Annotated in this window: 9 protein-coding genes; 6 read left to right on the forward strand and 3 right to left on the reverse strand. The window is 45.8% G+C overall.

What is annotated here, in order from left to right:
- The first annotated feature begins 93 nt into the window (after positions 1–93).
- The 4 genes from F6K64_RS26735 (at position 94) to aroB (ending at position 9,354) form a co-directional block, all read left to right on the forward strand.
- Positions 94–3,072, forward strand: coding sequence for a peptidase domain-containing ABC transporter (locus F6K64_RS26735; protein WP_009149359.1), 2,979 nt, complete (start codon positions 94–96; stop codon positions 3,070–3,072).
- A gap of 426 nt (positions 3,073–3,498) precedes the next feature.
- A complete protein-coding gene (locus F6K64_RS26740; protein WP_009149361.1) occupies positions 3,499–5,121 on the forward strand; it encodes a beta-barrel domain-containing protein in 1,623 nt (540 codons plus the stop codon).
- 557 nt (positions 5,122–5,678) lie between these two features.
- Positions 5,679–8,066, forward strand: coding sequence for an ATP-dependent Clp protease ATP-binding subunit (locus F6K64_RS26745; RefSeq protein WP_287266834.1), 2,388 nt, complete (start codon positions 5,679–5,681; stop codon positions 8,064–8,066).
- Between the two features lie 163 nt (positions 8,067–8,229).
- The gene (gene aroB / locus F6K64_RS26750; RefSeq protein WP_287266836.1) at positions 8,230–9,354 is read left to right on the forward strand and encodes a 3-dehydroquinate synthase; all 1,125 of its coding nucleotides are present in this window, start codon (positions 8,230–8,232) and stop codon (positions 9,352–9,354) included.
- A 209-nt stretch (positions 9,355–9,563) separates the two neighbouring features.
- Here aroB and F6K64_RS26755 read toward each other — a convergent pair whose 3' ends face one another.
- The gene (locus tag F6K64_RS26755) at positions 9,564–9,746 is read right to left on the reverse strand and encodes a hypothetical protein (RefSeq protein WP_081473263.1); all 183 of its coding nucleotides are present in this window, start codon (positions 9,744–9,746) and stop codon (positions 9,564–9,566) included.
- A gap of 428 nt (positions 9,747–10,174) precedes the next feature.
- Between F6K64_RS26755 and F6K64_RS26760 the strand changes: the two genes are divergently transcribed.
- Positions 10,175–10,840 carry a hypothetical protein gene (locus F6K64_RS26760; RefSeq protein WP_009149370.1) on the forward strand — a complete coding sequence of 222 codons (666 nt, stop codon included), beginning with the start codon at positions 10,175–10,177 and terminating at the stop codon, positions 10,838–10,840.
- An 11-nt stretch (positions 10,841–10,851) separates the two neighbouring features.
- On the opposite strand, the gene F6K64_RS26765 is transcribed toward F6K64_RS26760, so the two are convergent.
- Positions 10,852–11,130 carry a lipopolysaccharide assembly protein LapA domain-containing protein gene (locus F6K64_RS26765; protein ID WP_009149372.1) on the reverse strand — a complete coding sequence of 93 codons (279 nt, stop codon included), beginning with the start codon at positions 11,128–11,130 and terminating at the stop codon, positions 10,852–10,854.
- 209 nt (positions 11,131–11,339) lie between these two features.
- Between F6K64_RS26765 and F6K64_RS26770 the strand changes: the two genes are divergently transcribed.
- Positions 11,340–11,918, forward strand: a complete 579-nt coding sequence (locus tag F6K64_RS26770; protein ID WP_009149374.1) for a Uma2 family endonuclease — start codon at positions 11,340–11,342, stop codon at positions 11,916–11,918.
- A gap of 270 nt (positions 11,919–12,188) precedes the next feature.
- On the opposite strand, the gene F6K64_RS26775 is transcribed toward F6K64_RS26770, so the two are convergent.
- Complete coding sequence (locus F6K64_RS26775) at positions 12,189–12,515, reverse strand: VOC family protein (protein WP_287266837.1); 327 nt, start codon at positions 12,513–12,515, stop codon at positions 12,189–12,191.
- Positions 12,516–12,813: the final 298 nt, after the last annotated feature.

Here is a 12,813-nt window from a genome sequence, read left to right on the forward strand (position 1 = left end):
ATATCCTAATAAATACCCCATTAGAAGCTGTTATCAAATTTAATTAAGCTAACTAATCTCAAATTTAAGCTAAGTAATCTCCTAAGAGGCTCAATGACCTATACAACAACAATTCAAGAGTTTCTAGCTGGTATTTCTCCGTTCAATAAATTGTCAAGGACAGCACTGCAAAAACTGTCCACGAGTTGCCAACTGTTGCGCTACCGCATGGGTCAGACAATTGTGGTCAGGGATAAAATGCCAGGCCAAATCTCGATTTTATTCCAAGGAAAAGCCCGTCTCATCGGCTATGACCAACGCCGTCAAACCCCCACAACCCTCAAATTACTACAACCAGGAGCGATTATTGGCTGGGTCAGTTTGGTCAGGGGCATACCCTGTGAAACTGCGATCGCATCGGTGGAAGCGGTTTGTGTCACCATCAATGCGGCTGACTTCTTAGGGCTGCTAGATACAGAAAAATCTTTCTCAGATGCCTTCAAAGCCCGTTGTGGTCTAGTGGAAATCTTTGATCTTTTGGGAACAGAGTTGGGGCGTCGGGCTGAGGCAGAGACTGACCTCAAAGCACTTGCCCTGTTAGCCTGGTCAGACGCTTTAGTTTATAACCTGCCTCGGGGCAAGCAAATGTCAAGCCAACTCGACCCCAATCGAGTATGGTTTGTGAGTGGGGGAGCAGCCGCCAATTTACCAGTAGGGTCTTGTCTGAGTTCAGAAGCATTGTCTAGCTTACAGGTCAATGGTCATGGTGCAACGCGCTTGGTGGGAATTCCAGAAGCTATTTTCTCTGAGCAAACCGCCAATGACTCGGAAACCCTGGCTGAGCCTACCGATACAATTCCCAGTATACCTCAAGACGATATTCCCCAGGCTCCAGACCGACCGGATCAAGCTCCCGAGACGATTTACACTGGCCAGACTACTCCTACAAAATTCCCCTTTATACGGGGTAAAGGAGCAGTGCAGGAATCCTTGGCTTGTTTCCAAATGCTGAGTAAGTACTTTAAAATTCCTTTCCGGCGAGATAGTATACGGAAGGTGCTAAAAAACCAGCATGCTCGCACCGGTCAAATCTCCCTTCAGCACTGTGGTGCAGTGGCAGAACTGATGGGATTAACTGCCCAACTCGCAACAGTACCAGCTAACGCTATCAAACGTTTACCTACCCCAGCCATGCTGTTGTGGCACGATAGCTTAGCTATTCTCTATGAAGCCAGTGAACGGCAAATAGTGCTGGCGGTGCCACAGCTGGGAATTCAACGGCTTAAACCCAAAGATTTTGAAGAAAACTGGGGAGAAGGCGGGCAGGTACTTCTGTTAAAACCTACCAAAGACACCCCTACCCAGCGGTTTGGTCTGAGTTGGTTTTGGCCTTCTATCGTTCGTTACCGCAAGGTATTGACGGAAGTTTTAATTGCTTCTTTCTTTGTCCAACTGTTGGGTCTAGCCTATCCCTTGATTATCCGGGTACTCATTGACAAAGTGATATCCCAAAACAGTACCGATACCTTGCAAGTACTGGGAATTTTACTGTTGGTGGTGTCGGTTTTTGAGGGGGTTTTAATCACCCTGCGTACCTACCTGTTTGTAGATACGACCAACCGTATCGATATGGCTCTCGGTTCCGAGATTATCGACCACCTGTTGCGCTTACCGTTAAATTATTTCGAGAAACGACCCGTTGGGGAGTTGTCCACTCGGATCAATGAGCTAGAAAATATCCGCCAGTTTTTGACCGGGACAGCCCTAACCGTGGTGTTAGATTCAGTCTTTTCTGTAATCTACATCGTGGTCATGTTCCTCTTTAGTTGGGTGCTGACCCTGGTGACTTTGTCAGTAATCCCTTTGTTCATGCTCCTGACCCTGATCGTTTCCCCAATTGTCCGGCAACAGCTACGCAATAAAGCGGAACGGAATGCTCAAACCCAATCCTATCTAGTGGAGGTATTATCTGGCATTTCCACCGTTAAAGCCCAGAATATTGAATTGCGATCGCGTTGGAAATGGCAAGAGAAATATGCGCGCTATGTTAGTGAAGGCTTCAAGAATGTGCTAACCTCTACCGCTGCTAGTTCTATGAGCACCTTCTTGAACAAACTCTCGGGTTTACTTGTGCTTTGGGTAGGGGTCTATCTAGTACTAGATGGACAATTAAGCTTAGGGGGGTTGATTGCCTTTCGGATTATTGGGGGCTACGTTACCAGTCCCTTGCTGCGTTTAGCCCAACTTTGGCAAAACTTCCAGTCTACAGCCCTATCTCTCGAACGCCTCAGTGACATTGTCGATACACCCAAAGAAGTGGCTGAAGCAGACCAGGGTAATATCCCCTTGCCCTCTATCACGGGAGACATTCGCTATGAAAATCTCTCCTTCCGCTTTGCCAAGAGTGGACCAATGCAACTGAATAACATTAACGTCGAGATTCCAGCTGGTTCATTTGTAGGGATTGTGGGGCAAAGTGGTTCCGGTAAGAGTACCATGACCAAACTTTTGGCTAGACTCTATGGTCCAGAGTCCGGTCGCATCATTGTCGATGGTTACGATATCTCGAAAGTCGAACTCTATTCCCTGCGGCGTCAGATTGGGATTGTGCCTCAGGAAACCCTCTTGTTTGAGGGAACCGTTCAAGAGAATATTGCTCTGACCAATCCTGATGCAGACAGTGAGGAAATTATTCAGGCAGCAAAGATAGCAGTGGCCCACGATTTTATCATGGAATTGCCTTTGGGTTACAATAGCAGCGTTGGCGAAAGGGGTTCAGGTCTTTCCGGGGGACAACGACAGCGTATTGCGATCGCCAGAACGATTTTGCAATCACCCCAGTTAATGATATTAGATGAAGCCACCAGCGCCCTCGATTATGACACCGAGCGGCAAGTGTGTTTAAATCTAGCGGAAGCTTTTCAACAAAGCACGGTATTGTTCATTACCCACCGCCTAGGAACCATTCGCAACGCTGATATCATTTTGATGATGGATCGGGGTTCAATAGTAGAGCAAGGTACTCATGATGAACTGATGGCTCAGAAAGGTCGTTACTATTGCCTCTACATGCAACAAGATGCTCAAATGTAGCTATGAAGGGTGAAGGGTGAAGGATTAACCATGAAGGGTTAAGCATTAAGGATTAAGGGTGAAGGATTAAGTGTGTATTGTCTCGGTATTTGCTATTTGGTTTAACCCTTGGTATCGGATAGACTAGGCTCAAGGATAAAAAAATACTAGTGGTCGGGTAGTTGGTTTTACAGAGGCTATCAAGTGAGAGCGAGAAGTTTTGGCTAACTCCCCCTAAAGTAAGTGATAAAAATGATCAATGAGTCAGTTTTTTATTAGTTACTAAATTTAATTATTCAACCAGATAATTATCTTAACATTCCGAGAAAATCCTTCATTCTTTATTATTTATCCTTCATTCTTTATTATTTATCCTTCATTCTTTATTATTTATCCTTCATTATTCATCCTTTCCGAAGTATTAACGAATAGCAGGAGCTAATAACTATGAGCCCATATAATGGCAATGGTAATGGCAATGGTAATGGCAATGGTTCCAAACCAAATCCAAAAATAAACTTAGGTTCTGTGGGTACTATTAGCAAAATGGCAGTTCCTCAAGACACCAGGGACAGACGTCGTGCTTCTAATAGTCACCTCGAATTCGACCAGCCGGTTATTCTAGAACAATCGCCCCATTGGTCTCATGCCATTCTCTGGGCACTGTTGAGTCTAACAACTTTTGGTATGGTGTGGGCTTACTTTGCCAAAATTGACTATGCCGTTCCCGCCCGGGGCAAGCTAGAGCCACAAGGTGCGGTTAAAGAAGTCCAAGCTCCTGTGGGTGGAGTGGTGACAAAAATTCATATTAAGGAAGGACAGCGGGTTAAAGAAGGGGATTTGCTCCTTTCGTTTGAGCCCAAGGCTACTCAGGCTCAACTCACGTCTCTCAATAAACGCCGTGCTACCTTAATCAGAGAAAACCAGTTTTATCAGGCTGCAATTAGTAATCCTAATTATCCACCTGTACCACCACCAGGTATGGATATACAACTGTCCTCACAACTGCCTTCTCTGATCGCTAGTCGAAACACGCTACTGTCAGAAATTGGACTTTATCGCGCTCAACTTAGTGGAGGTTCTTCTAGGGCTAATCTTAACCCTGAACAACGAATTCGTTTACAATATGGTACTGCTGCACTTGACGCTCGGATCGCTGAACTTGAGAGTAGAATTGGCTCCCTAGAGGAACAGCTGAAACAGAATCAGATTCAACTTGCCAATGGCCGAGACATCCTAACAGTTGAGGAGGGTATTCTGACAGACCTCAGACCCCTGTATGAACAAGGGGGCTTTTCTAAGATTCAGTTCTTGAGGCAGCAAAATGAGGTCAAAAATCGCCAAACTGAGGTAAACGCTAGGATTGAAGAAGAAAAACGCTTGCAAAAAGAAATTGCTGGGGTCAGAGCGAATCTACTCAGTACCATTGCGTCTTCTCAACGAGAACTGGCTGATTTGATGGCCCAGAATAAAGAAAGAATTGATAGCATAAACACCCAAATAGCTAGCATTATCAGTCAATTAAACCAACGCATTGTTGATAACAATAAGCAGATGGCAGAAATTGATAGCCAGTTGCAGCAGGCTCAACTAACCCTAAGCTATCAAGAACTACGAGCTCCTGTTGATGGAACAGTCTTTGATTTGCAACCCTCAACTCCTGGTTTTGTTGCCAATACCACTCAGCCAGTGCTCAAAATTGTTCCCGGTAGCTCTCTGATTGCTAAGGTATATCTTACCAACCGAGACATCGGGTTTGTGGATGAAGGTATGGAAACCGAAGTCAGAGTTGACTCTTTTCCCTTTAGTGAGTTTGGTGATGTAAAAGGTGAGGTACTATCTATTGGTTCTGATGCCCTACCACCGGATCCTGCGGAACTGCGTCAAGACTATACTTTCCCTGCCAAAATTAAATTGGATAAACAGTTCATTCAGGCTTATGGCAAAGAAGTGCAATTGCAATCGGGTATGTCTATCAGTGCCAATATCCGGGTGCGTAAACGAACAGTGATGAGTATTTTCACCGAGATGTTTTTGGATAAGACTGAAAGCTTGACCAAAATGCGTTAGCTATCAGCTATCAGCTCTCAGCTCTCAGCTATCAGCTATCAGCTATCAGCTATCAGCTATCAGCTATCAGCTATCAGCTATCAGCTATCAGCTATCAGCTATCAGCTATCAGCTATCAGCTATCAGCTATCAGCTATCAGCTATCAGCTATCAGCTTTGTGGCACAGGCTAGAAGCCTGTGCCACAAAACTGTTCCCGTAGCGTGGCCAACGGCCAAGGGCAAATCCCCACAGTTAAATCGAACTATTAAATTCTCCCGTTCAAGGTTTATTTTAAATAAGCTGATGGCACCTCAATTAGCTTGCGCGTAGCGCATATGCTGACAGCTGAATGCTGACAGCTGAATGCTGACGGCTGAATGCTGACATGTTTCCCTACCTAAGCGATCGCTCTAGGTGTTGGTTGTTGCTATTGGCGGCAACCACTCCTCAAGATTACGGTTCTACCGACTGCTGAGTTTAAGCACAGATGGGTACATTGATGGAAGTAAAGTACATAAAACTTTACACCAGGGTGATCTCTCACCCACTGCTTAAATTCGGTAAGGTGAACCGGGGATGTTTGAACATTTTACAGATAAAGCGATCAAATCCATCATGCTGGCTCAGGAGGAAACCCGTCGCTTGGGACACAGCCTCGTAGGAACTGAGCAATTGCTGTTGGGTTTGATTGCACAACGAACAGCTGTGGCAGCCAGAGTGCTGAGGGATTTTGGTGTTACCCTCGAAGATGCTCGCTACTCGGTGGAAAACACTGTGGGTAGGGGTTCGAGAATGGTTAGCTCAGAACTTCCTTTCACCCCCAAAGCCAAAGAAGTTTTCCAGCAATCTTTCCAGGAAGCTAAGCAACTTGGACACAACTACATCGATACTGAACATTTGTTGCTAGCTATCATTCAAGACAGAAACAGCGTTGCCAGTCAAGTACTGGTCAACCTGGGTGTAGACTTAACAGAATTACGCACCCATGTCAACAGTTCCATAGCAGAATTAACAGCAGCAACGACTGCTAAGGGACAAGGTTCCTCGTTTATAGGGAATACTCAAAACCAGAAAGCTACCTTAGAAGAATTTGGGACTAATCTGACCAAGTTAGCTGCAGAGGGCAAACTGGATCCGGTGGTTGGTCGTCAGCAGGAAATCGAGCGGGTGGTGCAGATTTTAGGTCGTCGTAGCAAGAATAACCCCATATTACTGGGGGAACCTGGAGTCGGGAAAACTGCGATCGCAGAAGGTCTAGCCCAACGGATTGTATCTCAAGATGTTCCAGACCTGTTGGCAGACAAACAAGTGATTAGCCTAGATATGGCTTTATTGGTTTCTGGTACTCGCTTCCGGGGAGACTTTGAAGAACGGCTCAAGCAGGTTGTGTCTGAAGTCCAGCAATCCGGGAATATTATCCTAGTAATTGACGAAATTCACACCTTAGTTGGTGCAGGCTCCTTAGAAGGGGGTATGGATGCGGCTAATCTGCTTAAGCCTGCTCTAGCTAGAGGTGAACTCCAGTGCTTGGGAGCTACTACTCTCGATGAATACCGCAAGTATATTGAGAAAGACGCAGCACTAGAACGTCGTTTCCAGCCAGTCATGGTCTCGGAACCCTCTGTAGAGGATACCATTGACATACTCCATGGTTTGCGCTCAACCTACGAGGAGTATCACAAAGTCCAGATTTCCGACCAAGCGTTACTGGCTGCAGCTCAATTATCAGACCGCTATATCTCGGACCGCTATTTACCCGACAAAGCCATTGACCTGATTGACGAAGCTGGGAGTCGGGTTCACTTGATGCACTCAAAGCCTTCTTCAAGGGCTAGAGCAGAATCAGAGTGGGAGAGTGAGGGAATTGAAGGTAAGTTATCTCCATCCCCAACTATTCCGATTGTGGATCAAGAAGACATTGCTCAAATCGTCGCGTCTTGGACTGGGATACCGGTCAATAAACTGACGGAATCTGAATCAGCTCTGCTGCTGCACTTGGAAGAAACCTTGCATGAGCGGATCATTGGTCAAGACGAAGCTGTTACTGCTGTGTCTCGGGCAATTCGTCGGGCAAGAGTTGGATTAAAGGATCCCAATCGACCGATTGCTAGCTTTATCTTCTCTGGTCCGACTGGAGTTGGTAAGACAGAACTGGCTAAATCTTTGGCTTCCTACCTGTTTGGGTCAGAAGACAAGATGATTCGCCTTGACATGTCGGAATATATGGAACGCCACACTGTTTCCAAGCTCATTGGTTCTCCCCCAGGGTTCGTGGGTTACGACGAAGGCGGTCAACTTACTGAAGCCGTGCGACGCCAGCCTTACTCGGTGGTACTATTTGACGAAATCGAGAAAGCTCACCCTGACGTTTTCAATGTACTGTTGCAACTGTTAGATGATGGTCGCTTAACCGATGCTAGAGGTCGTACTGTAGATTTCAAGAACACAATATTAATCATGACCTCCAACATCGGTTCTAAAGTGATTGAAAAAGGAGGTAGTGTTTTTGGCTTTGAGTCGTCAAAAACCTATGAGGAGTCTAGGTACAACCAGATCCGCACTCAGGTCAATGAAAATCTGAAAGACTATTTCCGTCCTGAGTTCCTCAACCGCCTTGACGATATAATTGTCTTCCGTCAGCTCAAGAAGAATGAAGTTAAGGAAATTGCGGAAATTCTGCTTCAGGAAATCTCTAGCTCTATACAAGAGAAAGGAATTATCCTGGAAGTCACAGAGGCTTTCAAGGACCACTTAGTCAAAGCAGGCTACGAACCGAGCTATGGTGCTAGACCTCTACGACGGGCAATTATGAGCCTGTTAGAAGATAGCTTAGCCGAAGCCATGCTATCTGGTCAGATTCAAGAGGGGGATACAGCAGTTGTTGATGTGGATGATCACGGTCAGGTCACCGTATTATCTGCAAACGCCCAAAAGAGGCTGCGGCAACCAGTTGGGGTTTGCTAGTGCCAAGGAATGATGCCAAATTTCGTTAAAGCCTGGACTTTAAAGGCTGGATCTGTAGAGGGGTTGCCTGCAATCCCTCTAACATATATCTACATCTACTATAAAAGATACAAAAAGTAGATATATACAGCGCCATAGTTAACCAGGAAAAAGGCTCCTCCTCATGAAGTTAGTTATTCCCGTTGCTCTACCAGAACATTCCTATGATATTGCGATCGCACAACACCTTCCTGATGGCAAGATGACCACAGGTGGCTTAGATGATATTGGGGTTTGGATGAGCCGTCTACAGTTGGGTAAAAAAGTTTTAGTGGTATCTAATCCAGCAATTTTCCGAAGATATGGGGAAAGAGCGATCGCAGCCTTGGAGTTAGTGGGATATCAGGTATCTAGCCTCACCCTGCCTGCTGGTGAACGATACAAAACTCTCAAATCTATCCAAAAGATCTATGATGTTGCCCTAGAAAACCGCCTAGAACGCTCCTCGACTCTAGTGGCATTGGGCGGTGGGGTAATTGGGGATATGACAGGATTTGCTGCTGCCACTTGGCTAAGGGGAATTAATTTCGTTCAGGTTCCCACATCTCTGTTGGCCATGGTTGATGCTTCAGTTGGTGGCAAGACTGGGGTCAATCACCCCAAGGGCAAAAACTTGATCGGTGCCTTCCATCAACCACAATTTGTCTTAATTGACCCTTCGGTATTAAAAACATTGCCAGCCCGAGAATTGCGAGCAGGGATGGCAGAAGTGATTAAGTATGGGATTATCTGGGATGAAGAGCTATTTGTGAAACTAGAGGAATCAAAGCGACTTGACCAATTGCGTTACCTGAAGAAGGATTTATTAGAAACAATTCTCTCTCGGTCTTGTCAAGCTAAAGCGGATGTGGTCAGTCAGGATGAGAAAGAAGCTGGGATCAGAGCAATTTTGAACTATGGTCACACCATTGGTCATGCCGTAGAAAGCTTAACTGGCTACAAGTTAGTGAATCATGGGGAAGCCGTAGGGATTGGAATGGTAGCGGCAGGCCAGATTGCTGTGGCACTCCAGATGTGGCAGCCAGAAGAGGCCGAACGCCAGGATGCTTTAATCACAAAAGCTGGACTACCTACTAAGTTACCCAGTGGGCTAGATATTGATGCCATTATTGATACCCTGCAAACGGATAAGAAAGTAAAAGACGGTAAGGTAAGATTTGTTTTGCCTACCAAGATTGGTGAAGTAACCTTGACAGATCAGGTGCCAACTGATCTGATTAGGGAGGTGCTTAGGCAAATGCAGCTATAGCAAAGGGAATCGGGAGTGGGGAATCGGGAATCGGGAATCGGGAATCGGGAGTGGGGAATCGGGAATCGGGAATCGGGAATCGGGAATCGGGAGTCGGGAATCGGGAGTCGCTTACAAGGGTAGGTTTTTGAGAAAGGGGTGAGTAGGTACTTTTATAGCACTACCCATTAAGCTTAGGACATTCCTAAACTCTGAAACTTAGTCATAGCTTACTTCTGACTTCTGACGCAAGAACCTTGCTGACTTGCGCGTAGCGCTATATTACGTATAAATTCCTCAAAATATGTATCACCATACACAATAATTTCCCGGATAATTATCCCCATTTCCCGCTTTTCCCGATTCCCCACTCCCGATTCCCCACTCCCGACTCCCGATTCCCGATTCCCCACTCCCGATTCCCCACTCCCAACTCAAATGTCAAGGTTTGATAACTTGCTCAAAACATCTATCGAAGATGCTATGAAACCATTGAGAACCGGCCAAAGGGTTGACCCCTCATGTCACTCAATTCCTGACTGGGTAAGACTCTCCCCAGGTTACCCTAGGGGGCGGAAAGGATTTGCCCACACCATTATCCATAGCAATTAGGGAAAGTTGATCGAGAAATCGCAAAATTTTGAAAATGAGCTAGGGTAGACATTGGCACCAATCTAGATTTCAATTTAGGGTTAGGTTGCCATTGACACACGAAAATTACCCAAAGCTATGGGCAAAGGGCTTATTGCCCCACGTTAAGGGTGAAATTAACAAAAAAATATGCGACCTTAGCAGTAGTGGCAATTCGTTGTAATTCGGTTCCAGTTGAGAGGCAATATTAATGAGTGATGGTATGGCATTCCTGACGGGGGCTGCCTTTGCCGGAATGGCAGCATTGTTTCTCCTCAAAGGAGGAGGCAATATGGTGGCGAATAACCTTCCCTCTTCCCAACCCTTCCAAATTTCCCCTAACAATCCCTATAATTCCCCTTACACAGATCAACCGCCAAACCAGGCTCTAGCTTCACCGAACTTAAATAATTTAAATAATAATTTAAATAATATGCTCAATGTTGAACAGCAGCGGCGGGACACTGAGCAGCTCAAAGCTATGGTTGAGCAACAACGAGCTGAAACTGAACAGCTCAAAGCCCAACTTCACAATCAGCAGTTACTGCTAGACAATCTAACTGCTCAGGTTGATGCCAGTGTGATCAGGGCTCCTGAGCAACTAATCCCTAATCGTAAAACTACTAATGAAACCGCAAATACCCTCATGTCAGGAATACTTTGGGGACTTGGCGGTATGGCGGTAACCATTGGTGGTGGTGCCGTTGTGATTGGCGGGTTAGCCTTGATATCACGACCACAGCGTCCTCCTCGTACAACTTACGTGGTCCAACACCCCTACTCTAGTGCTCCTCCTTCCCTACCAGCGAGACGGCGCTCTGAGTTTATGTCTCATCAATATGATGATAGACTTTATGACCGGATGGACTACGAATAGATTGTCCAAGTCTACTCATCGTAGTATAGGTCATCCTCAGAGTCTAGGAATTTCAAGGATTTCCCCAAAAGCTGCCACACTAGAGGTGCGATCGCTCCCCCAAGAAGACCAATACCAACGCTAACAGCCAAGACAACACCGATTGGCAGATCAATTGACTCGAAGACTAAAAACTTCACGGATACTTCCGTGATATTTTGGATCGAGAAAATAGCGATCGCGCCAATCCAAATAGCAACTATCAGAGAAGTCAGAAGTAAGCCAAGTTTTATGATCTGGGAATAGTTCATTATGGTAACTAGTTAATGGTGACTAGTTCGACTCTATTTATTATTTTTTCTAGCACAGTAGCCCTTTGAATACCTGATTCTGTCAACAGTAGGTGTAGGGTGGGCAAATAATTTTAGTTTCACCAAAAGTACAGTTCTCATCTCCCTTTGCCCACCCTACTGACTGACTATGTCACAATGGCTGGTAAGGATAGCCGGAGGTGAGAGCGATGCCCCAACTACTCGACCAAACCACCGATCAACGCATCGTACATGATGGCACCTGGGAACAGTTTAAGTTGATCCAGAAGGGCTTTGATGGTTCTCCTGGTGTTCGGCTGTTTTACTTTGATGGGATAATCGAGATTCTGATGCCAGGACGAGAACATGAAATTTTTGCCAGTATCATCGGTTACTTAATCACAACCTTTCTGACGGAAAAGGGCATTTTGTTTCAGCCAACTCGCTCAATGACTCAGGAAAAAGAAGGCGTCGCCTCTGCCCAAGCTGACGATTCTTACTGCATCGGTAGTGTTAAGCCAATTCCAGATTTGTCCATTGAAGTGGTTTTTAGTAGTGGTGGCATCAGCAAGTTAGAACGTTATCAAGCTTTAGGTGTTCCAGAGGTTTGGTTTTGGGAAGATGGATTACTAAAGCTTTATCATCTTCAAGATGGCAGTTATGTCCCCATCGAGCGTAGCTTGCTACCCGGACTGAGTGAATTGGATCTTGATTGGTTCAGACACTGTGTTTTGATGGCGGAAACCGATGCGGGAGAAGCGATTAGAGCGTTTCGTAGGCAGATTTAGGGTAAGCTGTCAGCTGTCAGCTTTCAGCTAAAGCGCTACGCGCACGCTACGCGAACAGCGATGAGTTGGGTAGGGTGGGCTGCGTCATGATAGTTTCACCAAAAGTACAGTAATCATTGACATGCAGCCCACCCTACAAAAGCGATTGGCCGTAGGCCACGCTACGCGATCGCACTAATAACCTTCAACCTCATAACCTTGGCCAAAAGGCCACGCTACGCGAACAACCAACTAACCTTCAACCTGATAACCCAAAAAAAATAGTTCCCTCTAGACTGGCCCCACCACATGGCTGTCGTAAAAGCTAATTATGTTTCCTGAAGGTTCAGAGACATCAAACACACTGTGTATTCGCCCTTCGCGAATTTCGCTCGGTGCATAGCCAGCCTCTTGCAGGGCGACTTGTTGAGCCTTCAAATCATCAACCATCAGATCAAAACTCGCTTGTCCTGGTGCCGCTTCAGGTTTATTTCTAAGCACCAGATGGGTTCCCCCTCTCAATTCAAGTACTGCTAACTCTTGAAATTCAGCAACCTTAAGCATTCCCACAAACTCGAAGAAGTCGAGAGATTTTTTGAAGTCTGAAACGTTTAACAAGATAGGGGAGGCAAGAGGGGGCGAAATTCCCCCACCTCGTCCAGGTGTTGAAGTTACCGTAAGGATAGTGGAGCCTTAATCAAAAAGTTTTAACCCTTTTATACATAACCGACCAACCATAAAGGCTCCACTATCCTAAGGTTTCGTTTCTGGGATGGATAGCCCCTTCAAATGCCAGAGACCTGTTTCCTTACCCAACTCTCTATATATTCTCCAACGCTTACCCCGGAGTCTTCAGCCGACAATTGCAACCATTTCCAAGTAGTATCTGTTAACCAGATTCCGTGTTGTCTTTTTA

The sequence above is a fragment of the Moorena sp. SIO3A2 genome, assembly GCF_010672265.1.
In the GTDB taxonomy this organism is placed as follows: domain Bacteria; phylum Cyanobacteriota; class Cyanobacteriia; order Cyanobacteriales; family Coleofasciculaceae; genus Moorena; species Moorena producens.